Annotated in this window: 19 protein-coding genes; 8 read left to right on the forward strand and 11 right to left on the reverse strand. The window is 63.7% G+C overall.

What is annotated here, in order from left to right; translation table 11 throughout:
* Positions 1-2,124 (forward strand): aldehyde dehydrogenase family protein (locus HX613_RS00005; RefSeq protein ID WP_235343434.1); only part of this gene is annotated, 2,124 nt, incomplete at its 5' end.
* On the opposite strand, the gene HX613_RS00010 is transcribed toward HX613_RS00005, so the two are convergent.
* Together HX613_RS00010 and HX613_RS00015 are read right to left on the reverse strand one after the other, a co-directional pair.
* A complete protein-coding gene (locus HX613_RS00010; RefSeq protein ID WP_235343435.1) occupies positions 2,114-3,043 on the reverse strand; it encodes an alpha/beta hydrolase in 930 nt (309 codons plus the stop codon). The genes HX613_RS00005 and HX613_RS00010 overlap by 11 nt on opposite strands.
* 64 nt (positions 3,044-3,107) lie before the next feature.
* On the reverse strand, positions 3,108-4,127 hold the full coding sequence (locus HX613_RS00015) for an SDR family NAD(P)-dependent oxidoreductase (RefSeq protein WP_235343436.1): 1,020 nt from the start codon (positions 4,125-4,127) through the stop codon (positions 3,108-3,110).
* Between the two features lie 102 nt (positions 4,128-4,229).
* On the opposite strand from HX613_RS00015, the gene HX613_RS00020 reads away from it, so the two are divergent.
* A complete protein-coding gene (locus HX613_RS00020; protein ID WP_235343437.1) occupies positions 4,230-4,919 on the forward strand; it encodes a TetR/AcrR family transcriptional regulator C-terminal domain-containing protein in 690 nt (229 codons plus the stop codon).
* Positions 4,920-4,934: 15 nt separating this feature from the next.
* Here HX613_RS00020 and HX613_RS00025 read toward each other — a convergent pair whose 3' ends face one another.
* A complete protein-coding gene (locus HX613_RS00025) occupies positions 4,935-6,119 on the reverse strand; it encodes an FAD-binding domain (protein ID WP_235343438.1) in 1,185 nt (394 codons plus the stop codon).
* Positions 6,120-6,304: 185 nt separating this feature from the next.
* On the opposite strand from HX613_RS00025, the gene HX613_RS00030 reads away from it, so the two are divergent.
* Positions 6,305-9,172 carry an ExeM/NucH family extracellular endonuclease gene (locus tag HX613_RS00030; protein WP_235343439.1) on the forward strand — a complete coding sequence of 956 codons (2,868 nt, stop codon included), beginning with the start codon at positions 6,305-6,307 and terminating at the stop codon, positions 9,170-9,172.
* Between the two features lie 12 nt (positions 9,173-9,184).
* On the opposite strand, the gene HX613_RS00035 is transcribed toward HX613_RS00030, so the two are convergent.
* The 3 genes from HX613_RS00035 to HX613_RS00045 all read right to left on the reverse strand — a co-directional run bounded on the left by HX613_RS00035 (position 9,185) and on the right by HX613_RS00045 (position 13,137).
* Positions 9,185-10,351 carry a PrpF domain-containing protein gene (locus tag HX613_RS00035; RefSeq protein ID WP_235343440.1) on the reverse strand — a complete coding sequence of 389 codons (1,167 nt, stop codon included), beginning with the start codon at positions 10,349-10,351 and terminating at the stop codon, positions 9,185-9,187.
* Positions 10,348-11,607 carry an MFS transporter gene (locus HX613_RS00040; protein WP_235343441.1) on the reverse strand — a complete coding sequence of 420 codons (1,260 nt, stop codon included), beginning with the start codon at positions 11,605-11,607 and terminating at the stop codon, positions 10,348-10,350. The genes HX613_RS00035 and HX613_RS00040 overlap by 4 nt, the downstream gene beginning before the upstream one ends.
* 66 nt (positions 11,608-11,673) lie before the next feature.
* Positions 11,674-13,137 (reverse strand): benzaldehyde dehydrogenase, encoded by a 1,464-nt coding sequence (locus HX613_RS00045; RefSeq protein ID WP_235343442.1) that lies wholly within the window; start codon positions 13,135-13,137, stop codon positions 11,674-11,676.
* 222 nt (positions 13,138-13,359) lie between these two features.
* On the opposite strand from HX613_RS00045, the gene HX613_RS00050 reads away from it, so the two are divergent.
* A complete protein-coding gene (locus HX613_RS00050) occupies positions 13,360-14,133 on the forward strand; it encodes an IclR family transcriptional regulator (protein ID WP_235343443.1) in 774 nt (257 codons plus the stop codon).
* 25 nt (positions 14,134-14,158) lie between these two features.
* Here HX613_RS00050 and HX613_RS00055 read toward each other — a convergent pair whose 3' ends face one another.
* Together HX613_RS00055 and HX613_RS00060 are read right to left on the reverse strand one after the other, a co-directional pair.
* Entirely contained in the window at positions 14,159-14,545 is a 387-nt protein-coding gene (locus HX613_RS00055; protein ID WP_235343444.1) for a DUF1304 domain-containing protein, read from the reverse strand.
* Positions 14,542-14,805 carry a DUF2277 domain-containing protein gene (locus HX613_RS00060; RefSeq protein ID WP_235343445.1) on the reverse strand — a complete coding sequence of 88 codons (264 nt, stop codon included), beginning with the start codon at positions 14,803-14,805 and terminating at the stop codon, positions 14,542-14,544. Before HX613_RS00060 ends, HX613_RS00055 begins: the two co-directional genes overlap by 4 nt.
* A gap of 112 nt (positions 14,806-14,917) precedes the next feature.
* Between HX613_RS00060 and HX613_RS00065 the strand changes: the two genes are divergently transcribed.
* Positions 14,918-15,661 (forward strand): GTP pyrophosphokinase, encoded by a 744-nt coding sequence (locus tag HX613_RS00065; protein WP_235343446.1) that lies wholly within the window; start codon positions 14,918-14,920, stop codon positions 15,659-15,661.
* A gap of 17 nt (positions 15,662-15,678) precedes the next feature.
* Here the strand turns inward: HX613_RS00065 and HX613_RS00070 are convergent, their stop codons facing one another.
* Complete coding sequence (locus tag HX613_RS00070) at positions 15,679-16,242, reverse strand: dihydrofolate reductase family protein (protein ID WP_235343447.1); 564 nt, start codon at positions 16,240-16,242, stop codon at positions 15,679-15,681.
* Between the two features lie 555 nt (positions 16,243-16,797).
* On the opposite strand from HX613_RS00070, the gene HX613_RS00075 reads away from it, so the two are divergent.
* The 3 genes from HX613_RS00075 (at position 16,798) to HX613_RS00085 (ending at position 19,146) form a co-directional block, all read left to right on the forward strand.
* The gene (locus tag HX613_RS00075; RefSeq protein WP_235343448.1) at positions 16,798-17,478 is read left to right on the forward strand and encodes a type IV toxin-antitoxin system AbiEi family antitoxin; all 681 of its coding nucleotides are present in this window, start codon (positions 16,798-16,800) and stop codon (positions 17,476-17,478) included.
* A complete protein-coding gene (locus tag HX613_RS00080) occupies positions 17,475-18,263 on the forward strand; it encodes a hypothetical protein (protein ID WP_235343449.1) in 789 nt (262 codons plus the stop codon). The genes HX613_RS00075 and HX613_RS00080 overlap by 4 nt, the downstream gene beginning before the upstream one ends.
* 124 nt (positions 18,264-18,387) lie before the next feature.
* Positions 18,388-19,146: an SDR family NAD(P)-dependent oxidoreductase gene (locus tag HX613_RS00085; protein WP_235343450.1), complete on the forward strand. Its 759-nt coding sequence runs from the start codon at positions 18,388-18,390 to the stop codon at positions 19,144-19,146.
* A gap of 3 nt (positions 19,147-19,149) precedes the next feature.
* Here the strand turns inward: HX613_RS00085 and HX613_RS00090 are convergent, their stop codons facing one another.
* Both HX613_RS00090 and HX613_RS00095 read right to left on the reverse strand, forming a co-directional pair.
* Positions 19,150-19,743, reverse strand: a complete 594-nt coding sequence (locus tag HX613_RS00090; RefSeq protein WP_235343451.1) for a thiamine pyrophosphate-dependent enzyme — start codon at positions 19,741-19,743, stop codon at positions 19,150-19,152.
* A gap of 1 nt (position 19,744) precedes the next feature.
* Positions 19,745-20,287: a thiamine pyrophosphate-binding protein gene (locus HX613_RS00095; RefSeq protein WP_235343452.1), complete on the reverse strand. Its 543-nt coding sequence runs from the start codon at positions 20,285-20,287 to the stop codon at positions 19,745-19,747.
* Positions 20,288-20,290 lie beyond the last annotated feature (3 nt).

A 20,290-nucleotide genomic window follows, 5' to 3' on the forward strand; every position in this document is an offset into this window, starting at 1 on the left:
CGGGAGGCCGACCGCTTCCAGGACTCCGTCAAACAGCTCGAGGAGATCCTCGCAGCCGATGGCGAGACTGCGCCCAGGCCGAACCGAAACCAGGATCGCTCGACCGAACGCGACGTTTCCGGGGCTGTCCCGACCGAGTTCTTCAATGAGCCGGATACCGATCCCTCGCTGCCGGCGAACCAGAAGTGGGCCAAGGAGATCATCGCCGAGGCGACCACCCCCGGATATCTCGACGACCGTCCGAAGACGCCGAAGGTCGACTCGGCCGCGAAGCTCGATGAGATGATCGCCGATGGCCGCGAGGCTGCCAAGGCCTGGCGTGCGCTGGGTGCCGCCGGTCGTGGAGAGGTCCTCCACCGGGCTGCCGAAGTGGTCGCCGCCCGCCGTGGTGAGTTCATCGCCGTCGAGGCCGCCGAGGTTGGGAAGATGCCGTCCCAGTCCGATCCGGAGATCTCCGAAGCCATCGACTTCATCCGCTACTACGCTCTCAATGCCGCAGAGCTGGACGGCCTCGAAGGAGCGAACTTCGTTCCCGATGAGATGGTCGTCGTGACTCCTCCGTGGAACTTCCCCATCGCCATTCCCACCGGCGGCACCGTGGCTGCGTTGGCGGCCGGTTCGGCAGTCATCCACAAACCGTCGAAGCCCACACCGCACTGCTCGGCCCTCATCATCGACTGCCTGTGGGAAGCCGGCGTGCCCAAGGACGTGCTGCAGCTGTGCACACCGTCCGACCGGGATCTCAGCCGTCACCTCGTCGCCCACCCGGATGTCGACCGTGTCATCCTCACCGGCGCCTCCGAAACGGCGGCCCTGTTCAAATCCTTCCGTCCTGACCTGCACGTCAATGCGGAGACCTCGGGCAAGAACGCACTGCTCATCACTCCGGCGGCTGACCGCGACCTGGCCGTGGCCGATCTCGTGTATTCCGCCTTCGGCCATGCCGGTCAGAAGTGCTCGGCCGCCTCGTTGGGCATCATGGTCGGCTCGACCTACGACTCCGAGCGCTACCGCAAGCAGCTCATCGATGCTGCTTCCTCGATGGTCGTCGACTGGCCGGCGAACATGTCGGCGACGATGGGACCGCTGACCGAGGATCCCTCCGACAAGCTCGAACGAGCCCTGACCTCCCTCGAACCGGGTGAGTCCTGGCTGCTCGAGCCCAAGCAGCTCGATGACACGGGTCGGCTGTGGAGCCCGGGAATCAAGGACGGCGTCAAGCCGGGATCCTTCTTCCACCTCACCGAGGTGTTCGGTCCGGTGCTCGGTCTTATGCACGCCCGCGACCTCGACGAGGCCATCGAGTTCCAGAACGATGTGGACTTCGGCCTGACCGGCGGCATCCACTCCCTCGACCCCGAGGAGGTGCGCACCTGGCTCGACCGCGTGCAGGTCGGCAACGCCTACGTCAACCGCGGCATCACCGGCGCAATCGTCAGGCGCCAGTCCTTCGGCGGCTGGAAGCAGTCCTCCGTCGGGCTCGGTTCGAAGGCCGGTGGCCCGAACTACCTCATGCTCTTCGGCCACTACACCGACGATCCCTCTACTCTGCCAGGCGCCACTGACGCAAGCCAGAGCCTCGAGCTCGCAAAAACTGACGATGAGCGTTGGCTGGCACGCGAATTCGGAGCGGCGAAGGATCACACGGGCCTGCAGTCCGAAGCCAACATCTTCCGCTACCGGCCCCGCCCGGTCACACTGCGAGTGACCTCGACGTCGTCGCTGTTCGATCTGGAGAGGTCACTGCACGCAGCGAAGTGCGTCGGGTCGACAGTGCAGCTGTCCGTCGCCGAGGAGGTGGCCTCCGAGGTGAAGATCGCCGCCACGAACGCGGGTGTCGCAGCTCGGACCGAGTCCGCAGCGACGTTCGCGAACATGGTCGGCGAAGGACGCTACGACGACTCCGTCGGTGCCCGCATCCGCGTGCTCGGACCGCAGGAACCTGAGCTGCTGGCTGCCACAGCACCACGCCCGGAGGTTGCGGTCATCGATGAGCCTGTGACCTCCTCGGCGCGGGTGGAGATGCGGTACTACGTGCAGGAGCAGGCAGTGTCGATGACCCTGCACCGCTTCGGCAATCCCAGCCGTGACTTCCACGAGCTGGCCGCCGAGCTCAAGGCCTGAGCTGTCGGACGGTCTCCGCGATCCTCTCGTAGACGGGAAGGACTGCCTCCCGTGAAGCACCGAGGATGTTGAAGCCGTGCCCCGCCTCGGGCAGGTCGATGTGGTCGATGAGAGACCCAGCCTGCTCGAGCCGATCAGCGTAGCGAACACCCTCGTCCCGCAGGATGTCCCGGCCGCAGGTGACCACCAGCGCCGGGGCTATCCTGTCGAGCGGCGCTGTGTCGTACTTGCCTGCCGGTGAGATGAGCCGATCCCGCCGCCGGCTTTCGTCGGGGCAGTACACGGCGTTGAAGATCGGGCCCATGTAGACGAGGAACTTCTCTTTGTCTGCCGTCCATTTCTGCGAGGAGGGAATGCTCAGGTCGAGCGCCGGATACATCAGCACCTGCAGCTCAATCGTCGAGAGTCCGTTCTCCAGCGCCAACCGGGCTGCCCCGGCGGCAAGCGAACCGCCAGCCGACTGTCCCCCAACGGCGCACCTGGCGCCGTCCCACGGTCGAGAAGCCTCCGTCGCCCACTTCACGACGTCGTAGGCCTGCTCGATGGGTCCCGGAAAACGGGACTGCGGGGCCGGTGTGTAGTCAACGTTGAGCACAGTGACGCCGGCCCTCGCTGCGAGGAACCGACACAGCGGATCGTCCTGTTCCGGATGGCGCAGGACGAATCCGCCGCCGTGGAAATTCACGTACACGCCACGACTGCCCAGGTTCTCCAATGCCGACCTGCTGTGGCCGTCCACGTCCGACGACGGCAGGTAGACCGTGGCAGGCAGGCGGCCATGACGAGTGGGTATCTCGATGTCCTCGGTGATCGCGTCGATCTCCGCGAACGATGTCTCCGGCGACTGCTGCGAGGAGCCCGGTGCCTTCTGCATGAGGCGGGCGAGGAGATCAGCAAGCCCTCGAGGAATCGTCATCATTTCTCACTTTCTCTGTCTGCTGTTTCATGCTGTGTCGACGTCCATCGCTGCCGGACCGACCAGATCACTGGACCGACCAGCCGCCATCGGAGGGAAGTATCACTCCGTTGATGTTGACTGCGTCGTCGCTGAGGAGGAACGAAATGGACGCTGCCAGCTGAGGCGCCGTGGCGATCGTCGGAATGGCACTCTGGAAAGGACCGAGTCGCGCAGATCCGGCTTCGGAGGTCTCACCCTGCGGCGGAATCCCCGTGGCCACGCCGCCTGGTGCGACTGCATTGACGCGAAGTCCCTGCGGTCCGTACATGAAAGCGGCGCTGCGCGTGAGTCCGACGACTCCATGCTTGGATACTGTATAGGCATTGCCCGAGGCGTTGCCCCGAAGCCCGGCCTCTGAAGCAACGTTGACGATCGCTCCGGCACCACGCTCAAGCATCGCCGGGATGACGGCCCGGGACAGTTTGAATCCACCGGTCAGGTTGATGGCGATGACGCGATCCCACATGGCGTCTTCGGTCTCGTGCAGCGGCGAGAAGTCGTCATTGATTCCGGCCACATTCGCCAGCCCGTCGATTCGTTCGCCCCCAGCTGCAACGATGGAATCAATGTCACTCTGCTTCGTGATGTCGCCGACGACGGTATCGATCTTCGCGTCAGGAAGCGATGACGACAGATCCTGCAGTCGATCAGCGCTGATGTCGACGGTAACAACGCGGCCGCCTTCGCGTGCAATCCTCTCGGCAACGGCGCGACCGATGCCGGAAGCGGCGCCGGTCACGATGACTGTCCTGCCCGAGAAGCGTCCCGAAGTCACCTGCTCCACCCATCCCGTTTCGTCACCCGCGTTCTCCGGGGCGACTCCGCCATTGGCCTGCATCACAAGGTCATCGACGACCGACTGCGGCATCTGCCCCTGGCTCATCACCACCAGCTGCTGCAGCGGCAGACCCCGCACCGGGGCGAGTGATTCTTCTCCTGCACCAGACGCTTCCAGAAGTCCTCGGACCAAGGGACCGCCCTCTGGGTGATCCAGCCACGTGCCGATCGTGCTGTTCGGAGTCAGAGGTGCTGATTCGTCAACCATCGGTGAAGCCCTTTCGCCAGAGGCCGCACTGATACGGCCGGTAGTTTCAGAGCCTAGTTATTCACGATCGTGAATACAAGACTTCCGAAGTAGACTGGTCAGATGACAGATACGGGCCAATCCGGTGATTCCGAACGTCGCAGCCGAGGAAGTCGGGCTGGACTGTCCCTGGCCGGCATCGCGGAAGCGGCACGTGGTCTGGACCCGAAGAAGATCACAGTGAAGGCCGTAGCGGACAGGCTTGGCGTCGACAGAGCCGCCATCCACCACCATGTCTCCGATCTCGACGGTCTGCGAGAACTCGTCGCCGGCGACGCATTCTCACTGCAGCTCAACCCTGTGGTCATCTCACAAGGGGCGGGATGGCGAGAAGCCTGCCGACTGCTCGCCGAATCGATGTATGATGCCGTGCTGACCTCAGGGGGCCTCGGTGCCTATCTGCGGATCAACGCCATCGACATTCGCCAGCTGGAATCGGTCGAGGATACTCTGCGAATCATGCTGGAAGCGGGATTCGACGACGAAATTGCGGCTCGCAGTCTTGCTGCTCTGGCATCATTGGCCTCCGCCAGCGCACGAGAGCGGATCCTTGCTCGCCGGTCGACCGGCCATCCGCAGGTGTCCGAGGTACGGCGTGTCCTCGATGACAGCATCTCATCCGAATTGCACAATCTCAGTCGATTGACGCAAGCGGACATGGTCAGCTTTGACCTCCGACAATTCGAGACGAGCATCGATCTGCTGCTGGACGGCATGGAGGCTAGGCTCGTAGACAACAGATCAGGGCCCTGAGCCGGAGGCCTGATGTCAGGCTACCGGCCAGGCGGGGAGCTCGATCGGGTCCCGCAGGCTGCGCCCCATGGCGAGATTCGCGACGGGCGGCAGTCCCATGAGCCTCATCAGTGTGTTTCGCAGCATGAGGCGTAGGCGATTCGGCGGAGCGAACGCCGTGCCGAGGCCCTTGGCCGCGTCCTGTTTGCTGCGCAGCATCGGCATCAGCCGACGTTCATAAGCATCGAAGGCTCGGCGATGGTCCTCAGGTGTGGCAGCCAGTTCGGCAGCCAGAACATAGGCCTCGACCATCGCCAACGCCGATCCCTGACCGGCGAGCAATGACGGGCTCGCCGCCGCATCACCGATCAGTGCGACCCTGCCACTGGTCCACGCGGGCATCCGGATCTGGTTCGCCCGGTCAAGGTAGAGTGTCCGTGCTCGCGGCAGCTCGTTGAGGATCGCTGGGATCTCCCACCCTGCATCGGCCAGGCTCGTGCGCAGCAGCTCCTGCTGGGCCCCGAGGTCATCGGTGGGGACAGGACCATGGTGGCGGAAGGTGAGCATGAACATCGTCAGGTCCTCGCGCAGCGCGACACGGATCGCTTGAAACCCGACTTCAGCATGCATGAGCGCGACGTGTTCATCGCGTGGGCGGTAGCCGACGACGTCGAACGCAGCGACGGCGATCCCAAGATCGCGCTCGTACAGGGCCTCTTCCCCGAAAGCCAGCTCACGGACGCGAGAATGCAGCCCGTCGGCACCGACGACGAGGTCGAATTCGCGTGGGGCGCCATGGTCGAACTCGACGCTGATGCTCTGTTCGCCCTCGGTGAGCCGGGCGACGGTGTCACCGAAGATCGTCTCGACTCCGTCGTCGAGGCTGTCATATATTGCGGCGGCGAGGTCTGCTCGAAGGATGCTGACATATTGGCCGCTGGCTCCCGCAACTAGACGCTGCGGATCAAGCGAGGCGATCCGGTGTCCGTCTCCTGCGACGTCGCGGGCCTCCCTGAGCTCGTATCCCTCTCGGCGCAGCCTGGGGACGAGGCCCATCCGCTCCGCCACGTCGAATCCTGTGCCCCAGAAGTCGATCAGGTATCCACCTCGGCGGAGGGCGGGCGCTCGCTCGAGGAGAGTGGGCTCATGCCCCGCTCGCTGCAGCCAATAGGCAAGCGTGGAGCCGGCGATTCCGGCACCGACGATCAGCACACGCATCATCTGCCTCCCTGCAGATCGATGGTTTGCCATCAGTCTAGATCTTTCAGCGTCAGTATCGGTGAGACATAGTACAGTCAGTTCACACCATATTCACAAGGTCGTCACCGATGACGCCTCGTCAACGGATAGTGTGCATGCGTCTGCGCCGTCATCCACCACGGTGCACAAAACTCCGAAAGGCTCCCATGACAGTCTCCAAGACGGCCTCATCGTGCGCGGCGCTCAGCCTCGTCGCGGCGATCGGCCTCACCTTTCCGGCGGCGCCGGCAACTGCCGCCGAGGATCCGCACATCAGCGAGATCGGGTACACGCTCGACACCGACTTCATTGAGATCGCAGCCGAGCCGGGAACCGATGTCTCCGGTTGGACTTTCGGGTCCGTGACTCGGGGCGGAAGCGTTCAGGCTGAGGAGAATCTCGCCAGCGTTCCCGCTGGCACCACCGTCGGCGACAGCGGAGCACTGGCGGTCGAGGTGTCGATCACGAACTCCGTGAAATCCGGGTCTGCCGGCGACGGCAGCTATGGCTCCTCGGCCTTCGCCATCGATGATGACGGCGTGCTCGTGGACTTCGATCAGGTCGGCGGAGTCGTCGACGGCAAGGGAGTCACGGGCAAGGCGAATACGAACACCCCGGAGGCTGTTGTCGGCACGGATGCCGAACCCACGGGTGCCACCGCCTCGGGCGGGCAGTCGATCCAACTCATCGACGGCATTTGGAACTCTGCGGCCCCGACCCCCGACGCACTTCCCGGCGACGATGGGGGCGGCGATGATCCGGCTCCTGAGGACGTCACGCCCATCGCCGACGTGCAGGGCACCGGCGAGGAGAGTCCCCTGGCAGGCACAACCGTCAAGACTCAGGGAGTCGTCACCGCCTCATACCCCACTGGCGGGCTGAATGGCTACTACGTGCAGACGCCGGGAACCGGCGGAGCCGTGGACGAGACCCCCGGAGCCTCGGACGGTGTCTTCGTCTACTCCCCCGACTCGGTTGACGATGTCAGCATCGGTGATCACCTCGAATTCACCGGCGCAGTCTCCGAACGCTACGGTCAGACCCAGATCTCCGTCAGCAGCAATGGAGTGACGGCCCTGGATGAACCCGCCGAGGCGGTCAAGCCCGTTGAAGACGCGTTCCCCACCGACGCTGCCGCACGTGAGGCACTCGAGGGCATGCTTCTGCAGCCCGGCGGTGAGATGACCGTGGCCGACAACTACAATACGAACACCTACGGAGAGATCGTCTTGGCCACCGGAGAGGGCACGCTCCCTCAGCCCACCGACGTCGCCCGCCCGGGCAGCGATGAGGCCAAGGCCATCGAGGCCGAGAACCTCGAGCGTGAGGTCGTCCTCGACGACGGCGCGACCGTCAACTACCTGCAGAACGACAAAGACATCCCTCTGCCCTATGTCTCAAACGACGCCCCTGTGCGTGTGGGTGCGAGCGCCACGATGACCTCTCCTGTGGTGCTGGGCTTCGACCATGAGAAGTGGCGCTTCCAGCCCACGACGCGTCTGACCGGGGACAACGCCGAAGCGATTCTGCCGGCGAGATTCTCGGACACCCGCACAGAAGCTCCGGAAGCTGTCGGCGGAGAAGTCAGCATGGCCAGCTTCAACGTCCTCAACTACTTCACGACGACTGGCGATCAGCTCTCCGGCTGTGATTACTATTCCGATCGCGAAGGCAACCCGATCACGGTTCGCGGCGGCTGCGATGCTCGCGGTGCTGCCAACGGAGAGAGCCTCAAGCGGCAGGAGACGAAGATCGTCTCGGCCATCAACAAGCTCGACACCTCGGTGGTCTCTCTCATGGAGATCGAGAACTCCGCCGCGTTCGACAAGGACCGCGATGCCGCGCTCGAGACGCTGGTCGAACGCCTCAACGAGGCCGCCGGCGCCGACAAGTGGGACTTCGTCCCCTCCCCCGACGACGTGCCGGCAGATGAGGACGTCATCCGCACAGCCCTGATCTATCAGCCCGCCGAGGTGGCCCCGCAGAAGGATTCGACGATCCTTGACGATGAGGCCGCGTTCTCAAACGCGCGCGAACCCCTCTCGCAGGCATTCGCGCCGAAGGACGAGTCAGGTGAGACTGACACGGACAAGACCTTCGTGACGATCTCGAACCACTTCAAGTCCAAAGGTTCGGGCTCAGGTCCGGGCAATGAGGACAGCGGCGACGGCCAGGGTGCCTCGAATGCTGACCGGGTGAAGCAGGCGGCGTCGCTCGTGGACTTCGCCGGGGAGCAGCAGGAGGCAGCGGACTCCGACTACGTCTACCTGCTCGGCGACTTCAACGCCTACACGCAGGAAGACCCGATGCAGGTCTTCTACGAAGCCGGGTTCAAGGATGTCGCGTCCGAGATGACGGACAAGTCGACCTACGTGTTCAAGTCCCGCACCGGCAGCCTCGACCATGTGCTGGCACTGGACTCTTCGGGCTCTGACGCCGTCGACCAGGCGGCGGCTCCCGGCGCACAGGCGGATCTGCCCTCGAGTGCCTTCGATGCGATCACCGGTGCCGATGTCTGGAACATCAACTCCGTCGAGGCCCTTGCACTCGAATACAGCCGCTTCAACTACAACATCAGCGACTTCTACGCCCCGGATCCGTTCCGTGCCTCGGACCACGATCCTGTGGTCGTCGGACTCTTCGGGCCAGAAGACGCGGACGGAAACGACGATGCAGGGTCGGCTGAGGCAAATGCTGACGGCGGAGAGGCTGAGGCATCGGCCGGTGCAGACGGTGCTGACTCGGGTACATCTGTGGGCGCGGATTCCGATTCCGACAGTGGCTCGAGCGACTCGTCCAGCGGTTCGGACGGTTCGAACGGTTCCTCGGCTGCGGGCGCAGGCGGGACCTCGGACTCGGCCGCAGATACCGGTGGCGCTGAGGATGACGCCAGCTCAGACAGCAATGCCGGCGCCGACCTGCCCCGCACAGGCGTTGATCCGACGCTGATGATGTCGATTGCGGCCGGACTGCTCGTCATCGGTGCGAGCATCGTGGTCTTCGCGCGGCGACGTCGACTGGGAGGACGCCACTAAGGCCGACACCCTTCAGACCGTGACGGCGACCTTTCCGACCATGAGCACCCGTGCGGTGCGGAACAGGGAAGTCGCCGCCACAGTCTTCTCCTCTTCATCCCAGACGGCCGCCGCGGTGACAGTGCCTGACGGTGTGCCCAGGCGGACCTCGGGGCCGGGCACCGAATGCTCAGAACGGGCGATGATGGCGTGGACGATGGTACCGGGGATCTGCGCGGCCGCGGCCAGACACATTGCCCCGGTACCCGGTACAGCCTTGTGGGTCTGGCCCATCGAGATCATGCGGACGACGACATCGGAATCTCTCGCGCCCAAGGTGGTGCCGTCGAGAAGGGTCGTCGGCTTCTGTGAGGTCACGACCGCGACCTTGGGTACGACCTGCGGAGCTTTCTCCGGAGTCTCGCACAAGCCCATTCGCACGGCCGCTTTGCGTCTCAGTTCCTCGATCATCAGCGTCGAGGGAACATTGGCGTCGATGGACTCCGGAGACTCATCGCCGTTGAGACTGATCGCTTCTGCGGGCACGATGACGACGGGCAGCGACGCATCGACCATGGAGACGTCGACCATGCGTCCGTCGACATCGATCGACTCCGACGGCGCTCCCGTGGGCAGAATCCCCGAGGTGCGGCTGCCTGCCGGATCGGGGTAGATGAGTTCGATCGGTGCTCCGGTGCCGCTGACACCGGTGAGTTCGAAGTCTCCCGCGACCGCAGCCTGTCCATCGACGACGGTGAGGCCGACGTCGACGAGCTTGTCCGTGTTCGTGTTGAACAGACGGAAGACGTGCCACCCATCCGCCGCGGAGACGATCTCGGCCAGCAGGGCGAAGGGCACGACACCCGAGGACAGATTTCCACAGTTGCCGGAATAGTCCACGACCGCCTCGGCGACATCGACCTGACCGAAGGTGTAGTCGAGGTCGACACCTGTCCGCATCGAGGCGGACACCACCATCACCTTCGACAATGACGATATTCCACCACCCATGCCATCAAGCTGACGGCCGAAGGCGTCCGGGGAGCCGAGTGCGGAACAGAAGATCGCATCCCACGCCGAGGTGTCGCCGGCGGCTCCCGGGGCTGGCACCGTGTCCAGCTCGGGCAGGGAATCGGCACGGAAGTAGAGTCCTTTGCTCGTGCCTCCACGTACGAACGCGGCATCGATCCAGTCGGTCATCGGCCTGCGGCGTCCACAGCCTTCGGAACGATGACCATCGCGGCGAAACCGAGAACGGCGACGACAGCGAAGAGATAGAAGCCCCACGGATAGGCAATGCCTGCCGTGACGAGGGTGCCGGTGATGAACGGTCCGACGATGGCGCCGATGCGGCCGACGGCCGAGGCCATGCCCAACGCCGTTCCGCGTGCGGTAGGCGGGTAGATCGCTGAGACGAAGGCATAGACGAGGACCTGGGCGGAGAAGACGAAGACACCGGTGATGAAGACGGCGATGTTGAGCAGGATCTGGCTCGTCATCGGGATGCTCAGTGCCGCGAGGAACACGGCCGCGAGGATGAACCACAGCAGCACGATCGGCTTGGTGCCGTGCTTGTCCGCAAGCCACCCGGCGATGACGAGGCCGACGACGGCGCCGACGTTCATCACGAACAGCATGACGAGGGAATCGGAGACCTCGTAGCCCGCATCGGCCATGATCTTCGGCAGCCAGGTGTTGAGTCCGTAGACGAGCAGCAGACCCATGAAGCTGGCGGCCCAGACGCCGATCGTGACCAGTTTGAACCGGCCGACGAACAATCCGGCCATGCCGGTCTTCGGAGCCACGGCAGTGGATTCCGCAGGTGCCTGCTTCGCCGCCTGAGCCTCGACGAACTCCTGAGATTCCGGCAGCTTCCACCACAGCAGCGGGACGAGGACGAGTCCGGCGACGCCGCCGGCGATGAAGAGCAGGTGCCAGTTGTGCGAGTAGAAGACGGCGAGCAGGGAGATCGCCACGGCGCCGGCGTGGTAGCCGGTCATCGTCAGGGTCGTCGCTTTGCCGGTCTTGCCTGATTTGTTGTGCTCGCTGATGTAGGCGAGGCAGCCGGGCATCACGGCACCCAGGGCAAGTCCGGCGATGAACCGGAAGGTCGTGAACAGGGCGACGTTCGGGGAGAACGCGACGAGAATTGTGAAGAGGGAGAAGACGAGCACGCAGAAGATGATCGTGTAGCGGCGTCCGAAGCGGTCGGCGATCGGTCCCACCGCCGCAGCACCGAGGCCCACACCCACCAGGCTCAAGGTCGCGACGAGCGTCGCAGCCTCAGGAGTGAAGCCGATGGCGTTGGTCGCCAGGAGTTCGGGGATCACGGCTCCCAGCACGACGAGGTCGAATCCTTCGAGTGCGACGGCCAGCCAGCACAGGATCGCCGGCCAGCGGGTATCGCCGGCGCGGGCAGTGTTGGCAGCGCCAGGGGCTGCGGCAGGTGTGGACATCAGTGTCTCCGGTCGTTCAGTAGGTCAGTGTGGTTGGACGGTCTTCGTGGTTGGACAGTCAGCAAATCAGAAGGGGTACGGCGCGATCTGCGAGCGCATCGTGACCCACTGGGTTTCGGTGAAGGCCTCGATGTTGGCTTCGGCCCCACCGAAGCGGGATCCGTTGCCGGAGTCCTTCGTGCCGCCGAAGGGCACATTGGCCTCATCGGAGACGGTCTGCTCATTGATGTGGACTTTGCCGGAGTCGACGAGGTCGGCCAGTTCGATGGCCATGCCCACATCACCGAGGATGCCCACCGACAGCCCGTATTCACTGGCGTTGATCAGTTCCGCGGCCTCCTCAAGAGTCGAGAAACGACTCACGGGCGCCACCGGTCCGAAGATCTCCTGCGTCCAAGCTGGGTTCGAGGGGCTGAGGTCAGCCAATACCGTCGGCGGCACGAATGCTCCTTCACCGGTTCCTCCGGCGACGAGTCGTGCACCGTCGGCCTGGGCCTTGTCGATGATGTCGCGGACGTGCGTCCGCTGTTTGTCGTCGATGATCGGCCCCAGCGCGACCTCCTCAGTGGCGGGATTGCCTACGGGCAGGTTCCTGGCGCGCTCGGCCAGCTGTTCGACGTATTCGTCGTAGATGGACTCGTGGACAAGGTGGCGCCCGGTGGTCATGCAGATCTGTCCCTGGTGCATCCATGAGCCGAATGCCCCCGCCGAGGTGGCCGGACCGACCTCTGCCCCGGGGAGGACGACGAGTGCGTTGTTTCCACCCAGTTCCAGGTGGCAGCGCTTGAGGAGGCGTCCGGCGGATTCGCCGACCTTGCGTCCGGCTGCGGTCGATCCGGTGAAGGAGATGACCGATACCTCAGGGGCGGAGACCACTGCTTCGCCGGCTTCCCGGCCTCCGGGCAGCACCTGCAGGAGCCCCTCGGGAAGCCCCGCCTCGGCGAAGATCCGGGCCAGACTCACGCCGCCGCAGACCGCGGTGCGTGGGTCCGGTTTGAGCAGCACCGCATTTCCCAGGGCCAGCGCCGGTGCGACCGAGCGGATGGAGAGGATGAGTGGGAAGTTGAACGGTGCGATGACCGAGACGACCCCGGCGGGCACCCGGCGGGAGAACGACCAGCGGGGCTCGTTCGAGGTCAGGACCTGTCCTTTGGGGTGGCTGGGCAGGGCGGAGGATTCGTAGCAGATCTGCTCGGCGGAGCTGACTTCCAGCCCGGCCTTGGCCGGAATCCCACCTGATTCGCGGATGATCCAGCCGGAGATCTCCTCGGCGTGCTCGGCCCACAGTGCGCCGGCCCGGCGGAGGACAGCGGCACGCTCGGCAGGTGGCGTCTTCGCCCACTCCTTCTGTGCTGCGGCCGCGCGGGTGGCGGCCGCATTCACGTCATCGGCGTTCGCAGCGCCCAAGCGCCCCAAGGTCTGACCTGTTGCGGGTTCGATGACGTCATAGGAGGCGTCTGCGCCGTTCGTCCACGCGCCGGTGAAGATCTTGCCGTGCCACTGGGTGCCTAGGAAACTGTTCTCGCTCATGTCGTTCTCCCCTATTCCTGCTCTGGTCGGGTTGTGACGGTGTTGACGTCGGTGAAGGGCGGTCAGGGCCCCGGCTGCCGCTCCTTCGAGGTCGGCCTTTTCGGGCACAGGTGATGCACATGACAGCCACGCTTACCGGCCACAATAGTGATGCGGACCACGAGGAGCCATCGGTGGTCCATTGATTGAGAATACGGGTGCGCTGGAGATACGATTGCGGACATGGCGAACTCTCAATCGGGCGATTCCATGATCGATCGACTGGTCCGGGTCCTCGGTTCGTTCGACCCCGATCATCAGAGCCTGAGCACCGACGAGCTCTCCGCGCGAGCGGCATTGCCGAAGTCCACGGCCTATCGGCTGATCAACGACATGATGCGGCACAATCTGCTGCAGCGCGACCCCGGCGGACGGCTGCGAATCGGCGTGGGAATGTGGGAGCTGTCGAACCGTGCCTCCGACGCCGTCGATCTCGCGACCGTGGCCAGACCGCACATGATGGCCGTCCACGATTTCGTCGGCGAGAACACCCAGCTGGGAATCCTGCGCGAACGCGAGGTCCTCATCATCGAGAGGATGTCGAAGCCGACTGCGGTCATCCACCGCTCGAAGACAGCGGGGAGACTCCCTGCGCATGCATCCTCGTGTGGGCTGGTGCTGCTCGCCCACGCCCCCAAGCACGTGCGGGAGGCCTACCTGCGCGGACCGCTGGCCGCAATCACCGAGAAGACGACGACCGATCCGGCGCTGCTGCGCAAGATGCTGGCCACGATCCGGACCTATCACTTCGCAGAGCTTGCCGGACATATCGATGACGGCACCACCGGTATTGCAGTTCCCGTCTTCGACAGTCATGGGCTGACGATCGCCGGCATCGGCGTCGTCGTCGACTCCGAACACCATGTGGGCGGGCCGGCGATCATGCAGGCCCTGCGCGCCGCCTCGGCGGGGATCACGAAGGATCTCGAGGCTCAGGGCAAGTCCGTGGTGGACTGATGAGAGTCAGCACCCGAGCACCGACTCAGACTGCAATGCCGATGAGCAAAGACGCGACCGCCAACAGAGGCAGGAGTCCCTGCTTGATCGCCGAGGCAGCGAGGCTCGGTGACGAGGCCACGAGCACCAAGGCCGCCGCCAGCATCGAGCCGACGCCGGTGAACACGAGAGTCAGGCCGATGATCGGCGCGCCCGCAAGGCAGACGATGATGCCGATGAATACTGCAAGGGCGAGGAAGAGATTGTAGAAGCCCTGGTTGAAGGCCATCGACTTCGTGGCCCCGGCTTCCTCCTCGCTGGTACCGAATGTCGCTCGAGCACGCGGACTCATCCAGGCAATCGATTCCAGATAGAAGATGAAGACGTGCAGAGCCGCCGCGAGACCGGCGAGAACGAGCCCGAGGATCGTCATGCGCGGGCTTCGTATCTGGCTCGTCGCTTCTCGGCCTCGACCTCACGGTTCTTCGGCGGAGCAGTGGTCACCAATGCGTCGAGGAGATGCTGAGTCGTGTGAGCGATCTCGTCGACGGCTGCCTCGAAGGCCTCCGCATTGGCCTGGGAGGGCTTCGTCGTGCCCGCGATCTTGCGCACGTACTGCAGTGCTGCGGCGTGCACTTCGTCCGAGGTCGCGTGGGGTTCGAAGTTATGAAGGGTTCTGATGTTCCTGCACATGTTCCAAAGGTACGCCGCGGGACTGACACGGGATAGGGGTCCGCCCCCGATAGACTTGTCGGGCGCCCCCTCAGCAGCCCAGCTCCCTCAATAGACCCAGCCATGGAGAACGATGTCCGATCGAATCCCATCCTCGAACATGGCGCTGACTCCTGGCCAAGTGGCGAGCGTGCGAGCCCTGCGGCGCGACTTCTCCAGGCTGCTCATGGAACACCGCTTCGTCATCGACGAGCTGCTGACCAAGATCTCCATCCTCAGCGAAGAGTCCTCCCACACACGCAGCTACAACCCGATCGAACACATCACCTCACGAGTGAAATCACCTCGGAGTCTGCTCGAGAAGGTCAATCGCCGTGAGCTTCCCCTCGACCTCGATGTCATCCGCACGAAGATCACCGACATCGCGGGCATCCGCATCACCTGCACCTTCATCGCCGACACCTATCATGTGCTCGAGATGCTGACCTCGCAGAATGATGTTCGGGTCGTGGAGATCAAGGACTACATCGCCCACCCGAAGCCCAACGGCTACAAGAGCCTGCATGCGATCCTCGAGGTGCCCGTGTTCCTCAGCGGCGGCCCGACCCCGGTGATCTGCGAGGTCCAGATCCGCACCATCGCCATGGATTTCTGGGCCAGTCTGGAACACAAGATCCACTACAAGTTCGCAGGCGAAGTTCCCGATCGGCTCGTCGAGGAACTCACTCGGGCCGCCGAGGTGGCCGGCCAGCTCGATCGCAAAATGGAACAGCTGCACACCGAGGTCCACGACGGTGAACCCGACGGCTCGGCCAGCGAGGACTTCGATGACGAGGCGATGCGCACCCTGTGGGAGCTGAGCAGGCGCGAGGCCTGAGGCCCGGGACCCGAGACCTACGGCTGCTTCGGGCGAAATCTGCGAAACCAAGCGTCTTTGTTGGCTTCATCCTCTGCGATGAGCTCCCAATAGACGCGCCTGCCTCCGGGAACATCGAAGATACGCGTGCCGTCGCCGAGGAAGATGGGCGCGACGAAGACCTGCATCTCGTCGATGAGGTCAACCTCGAGCGCCTGCCTGCCGATATCGGCGCTGATGATCTGGATGTCACGATCACCGGCGATGGCCTGTGCCCGGTCGACCACCTCGGCGATTGAGCAATTCAGGGCTGTGATCGTCGTGTCCTCGGCGAGCTCCTCGGGACGATGGGTGAGGATGAACTCGGTGCCCTCCCACGCTCCGCCGTAGGCTTCGGAGGTCATCTCGTCGCGCTCCGCCGCCTGTGCCTTGGCCGCGTCGTAACCGCGGCGGCCGGAGATGATGATGGCGACCTGCGATGCGAGGTCCTCGACGGTGCCATCTGAGAGCGAACCGAGCCCGGCCATCCAGGACATGTCGTGATTCGGGCCGGTGATGAACCCGTCGAGTGAACTCGTGAAACCCCACGTGACTCTTGCCATCGCTCCTCCTTGAACAGTCGGTGCAATCAGTATGACGATCTTTGGGTCACGCTGCTATGGCTCGTGTCGAAATTTGCTGCTAGGTTCCCAATTGAAGAGGGCCAGCTTCACAGGTAGGCCGGTGGAGAACCCGACTCAGGAGTGTCCTTGGATTGACAACTCCCCTGCCAAGTGTTCAATTTTTTCAGATGTTCAAGTATCCATGAACATATGGATGTGACTGAACATCGGAATCAAGATGCGCCCGCGTTCATCGAGCGGGCTGTCAGTCATCTCGCTGCGTTGGGCATGCGTGTCGGGTGGTCCGGTCATGCGGACGAATACGGGCAAGCCGTTTCAGGAACACTGACGATCCACAACGGGGGACGACCTCACAAGTTCTCAGCAATTGCGAGCCCTTCGAACACAAAAGCAGACGTCGCCATGTTCCCTCATGATCGAGACACGGTCCTGATTTCAGAGCGAATAACGCAAGCACGTGCGCAGCAGCTCGAAGACCGGGGGTGGGGAGGTTACGTGGACTCCTCGGGCAATGCTTCACTGCGCGGAGAGGGCTTGGTCATTGAAATCACGGGCCAACGCAATGGTGATTCGGCTCAGCAGGCTGCGACTACAGCACCGTTCACCCGCGCGGGGCTACCCGTGACGTTCTCACTTCTTGCCGCCAACGAGCATTTCGGCAGCACGCCCACTCAGCGAGCCCTTGCTGACAGTTCTGGAGCTTCCTTGGGAACGGTCAACCGTGTGATCAGGGCACTTCGCGAGCGCACTCCGTCGTTTCTGGACGGAAAGCACAATGAGCTGTTGAGAAGATCCACTTTGGAACACGAATGGATCTCAGCCTACTCAGCGATGCAGCCCACCGTCTGGCCCGAAGAACGTTTTACCAGCGACATCTGGAAGAAGCCCTCAGATCTGCTCGACGTGTCTCTTCCAACGGCTGCACTATTCGGCTCGGAAATCGCCGCCGCCCGCCTCGGCGCACCGATTCGGCCAGCATCCGTGCTCATCCACCTCGGCGGCAACGCCAGCGACCGGCGCGAGCTGATCCGACAGGGGAGACTCCGCAGAGACGAGCGCGGGATGATCCGAATCCGGCCTGCTATCTGGAAAAACCCACCGGCGCCGTCGCTCGATCAGACGGCTCCTCGCCTCCTTGTTCGCGCCGATCTGCTGCTCGAAGACGATCCGCGTGTCGACGAGATCAGAACTCAGTTCTTCGGTGACGACCGTTGATCGATCTCTTCGGACACAACGACGTCCCGGTGCCCGAAGAGGTCCTCGCCGAACTTGCAGCAGTCTGCAAGCAGGCAAACGTCGACATGCTCGTCGTCGGCGCAGCCGCTCGGGATCTCGTCATCCATTCCCAGCAGCAGAAAGAGCCCAGACACGCCACAGATGATATCGATATCGCTGTTGCAGTCCGCGCCGACGAACAGTTTCTCGAACTCACCGGAACCTTTGCCCGCAGAGGCAAAGCACCTCACAAGTTCAAAGTCCTCGGAGTCGAGGTCGACATCGTTCCGTTCGGCGGCAACGAAGCCGATCGCACTGTGACATTCACAGACGGCAAGCTTCTCGATGTCACTGGGCTTCAAGAAGCGCACTCGACCTCCGTCTCGGTGCGCATGCCGCGAGGAACCGAATTGCAAGTTATATCCCCTGCTGCTCTGACTGCACTCAAGATTCTCGCCTGGCATGATCGCCACACCGACAACCCCAAGGACGGACTGGGCCTCGCCGTCATCCTCAATGCGCTGTCTGAAAGACCATTCGATGATGAAGTTTGGGACGACGACGAAGCACTTGACGCTACCGATGCCGACATCATCACAGCGGCCAGTTACCACTATGCCCACATCGCAGCCCAGCCATTCTCGCCGCACGACGGGATGGCCGTGCTCGACATCCTCCGCGATCCGGCACAGAGACAGATGCTGATCCGTCACATGCGGAACCCGCTTGCCGGTGATCTCCTCACCGCCTATAGCCGAGGATTCGAAGCCGGCCTCAGACGATGACGAAAGACCGCCTGTCTGCTGTTCATCCGTCCTGGCAGGCGGAATGATCCCGCCGCCAAATCAGTTGCACCTGGTGAGGGCCCCGACAGTGGGCCCGAACCCGCGAAGGAAGAAGGCAATCGCAATGGCAGATTTCACGAACAAGGTCGCGCTCGTCACTGGCGGAGGCTCCGGTCTCGGCGAAGCCATTTCCAAGGACCTCGCTGCCAGGGGCGCGAAGGTCGTCGTCACCGATATCGACCTCGCCGCCGCACAGCGAGTCGTAGACGAGATCAGCGAGGCCGGCGGAACCGCCTCGGCGATCAAGCAGGACACCAGCGTCAAGGACGACTCCGCGAAGGTCGTGAAGTTCGCGATCGACACCTACGGCGGACTCAACTATGCCGTGAACAATGCCGGCATCGGCGGCAAGCAGGTACCAGCGGGCGAAACCGACCTGGACAACTGGGACAAGGTCATCGACGTCAATCTCAACGGCGTGCTCTACGGCATGCGCTACCAGATCCCGGCGATGCTCAAAGCCGGAGCCAAGGAATCGGCGATTGTGAACATGGCGTCTGTCCACGGCTCGGTCGCCGCGATCAACAACGGTGCCTACACCGCGGCCAAGCACGGCGTCGTCGGCATTACGAAGAACGCCGCCGCCGAATACGGGACACAGGGGCTGCGCATCAACTCCGTGGGGCCGGGCTACATCTCGACTCCGCTGCTGGAGAGCAGCATGGATGCCGAGGCCCTCGAAGGCCTCAAGGCCAAGCACCCGCTCGGCCGTCTGGGCACCGCCGAGGAGGTCGCAAAGGTCGTGAACTTCCTACTTTCGGACGACGCCTCCTTCGTCACCGGCGCCTACTACCTCATCGACGGGGGCTATACCGCGCTCTGATCCTCAGCTGGTTCCACTGCTGCCGACCAGTCTGGCGGTCAGCCAGGTCTGGAAGCGGTGGGCCAGGACGACTGGGTCGACGAGGAGCTTGGGGACGTCGGCCGTATTGCCGGCCTCGATGCTCGCATGCAGCAGCGTCGGCCCGGTCGTTGTCAGCAGGCGATCGAATTCGCCGCGCAGCTGAGATTCGTCCTCGGCTCGGCCGACCGTCCACCCCGCGGCTTCGGCGAGCGCGCCGAGGTCGACGTGTGAGGAGTAGGTCGGCAGGCCGGCCGTCGATCCGTACACCTGGTTATCGAGGAGGATGAGGAACAGCTTTTCGGCCCCTAGGAATCCACCGGTGGGCAGCACGTTCGGGTTCATCAGCAAGGATCCGTCGCCTTCGAGACCGATGACTTTGGGCAGGTCGGAGTCCTTCGCCGCCAGGGCGAGGCCTGTGGTGATGGAGCCGACGAGGCCCATCGAGTCGAGGACGTAGAAGTGGTTGTCCCGGTTCTCCACGGACGCCAGCTCACGGCTGGTCGCGGCACAGGTCACGACGACGGGCAATTCGGCGGTCAGTTCGTTGAGGACTTGGAGTGCTTCGATGCGCTTCATCTCAGGCCACCTTCCCATCGGTGTTCCAGAAGGAACCGAGCACGACGACCGGACGGTAGGTCATACGGGCATGAACACCCGCCTCGGCGACGGTCTGCTCCCAATCCTCGGACGACGAGCGCCGATCGAGTTCGAGGACTTGGAGTCCTACCGTGCGCAGCACCGTCGGCATGGGCTGGCTGATCGAGTGGATCATCGAGTTGTACTCCCCTGGGCCGCCACGGGTGTTGGCGAAGATGAGCAGCGGCAGGTGGTAGGACATCGAGCACGTCGTCAGTGCCGTGAGGCTGTTGCCGAAGCCGTTGTCCTGCATGACGACGGCCCCGAACTTCCCCGCCAGCGGCAGTGCCCCGAGTACGCCGATCGCTTCCTCTTCACGCGAGAGCGGCTTCACTCGCTCCGAGCTTCCGGCTCTCCCTCCATCGGCAGTGACCAGATGGTCGATGACGGGCGCGATGGTGACCGAGGGGATGTAGCCGATGAGATCGGCGCCTGCACCCCAGATCCCATCGGCGACGGCCTGCGTATATGACTTCGCTGTCACAGC

Source organism: Brevibacterium sp. UCMA 11754 (assembly GCF_021532275.1).
In the GTDB taxonomy this organism is placed as follows: Bacteria; Actinomycetota; Actinomycetes; order Actinomycetales; family Brevibacteriaceae; genus Brevibacterium.

Bases quoted from the DNA above. Each gene is read 5' to 3' on its own strand.
- HX613_RS00010 (WP_235343435.1), bottom strand. From the start codon at position 3,043: ATGATGACGATTCCTCGAGGGCTTGCTGATCTCCTCGCCCGCCTCATG.
- HX613_RS00015 (WP_235343436.1), bottom strand. From the start codon at position 4,127: ATGGTTGACGAATCAGCACCTCTGACTCCGAACAGCACGATCGGCACG.
- HX613_RS00020 (WP_235343437.1), top strand. From the start codon at position 4,230: ATGACAGATACGGGCCAATCCGGTGATTCCGAACGTCGCAGCCGAGGA.
- HX613_RS00025 (WP_235343438.1), bottom strand. From the start codon at position 6,119: ATGATGCGTGTGCTGATCGTCGGTGCCGGAATCGCCGGCTCCACGCTT.
- HX613_RS00030 (WP_235343439.1), top strand. From the start codon at position 6,305: ATGACAGTCTCCAAGACGGCCTCATCGTGCGCGGCGCTCAGCCTCGTC.
- HX613_RS00035 (WP_235343440.1), bottom strand. From the start codon at position 10,351: ATGACCGACTGGATCGATGCCGCGTTCGTACGTGGAGGCACGAGCAAA.
- HX613_RS00040 (WP_235343441.1), bottom strand. From the start codon at position 11,607: ATGTCCACACCTGCCGCAGCCCCTGGCGCTGCCAACACTGCCCGCGCC.
- HX613_RS00045 (WP_235343442.1), bottom strand. From the start codon at position 13,137: ATGAGCGAGAACAGTTTCCTAGGCACCCAGTGGCACGGCAAGATCTTC.
- HX613_RS00050 (WP_235343443.1), top strand. From the start codon at position 13,360: ATGGCGAACTCTCAATCGGGCGATTCCATGATCGATCGACTGGTCCGG.
- HX613_RS00055 (WP_235343444.1), bottom strand. From the start codon at position 14,545: ATGACGATCCTCGGGCTCGTTCTCGCCGGTCTCGCGGCGGCTCTGCAC.
- HX613_RS00060 (WP_235343445.1), bottom strand. From the start codon at position 14,805: ATGTGCAGGAACATCAGAACCCTTCATAACTTCGAACCCCACGCGACC.
- HX613_RS00065 (WP_235343446.1), top strand. From the start codon at position 14,918: ATGTCCGATCGAATCCCATCCTCGAACATGGCGCTGACTCCTGGCCAA.
- HX613_RS00070 (WP_235343447.1), bottom strand. From the start codon at position 16,242: ATGGCAAGAGTCACGTGGGGTTTCACGAGTTCACTCGACGGGTTCATC.
- HX613_RS00085 (WP_235343450.1), top strand. From the start codon at position 18,388: ATGGCAGATTTCACGAACAAGGTCGCGCTCGTCACTGGCGGAGGCTCC.
- HX613_RS00090 (WP_235343451.1), bottom strand. From the start codon at position 19,743: ATGAAGCGCATCGAAGCACTCCAAGTCCTCAACGAACTGACCGCCGAA.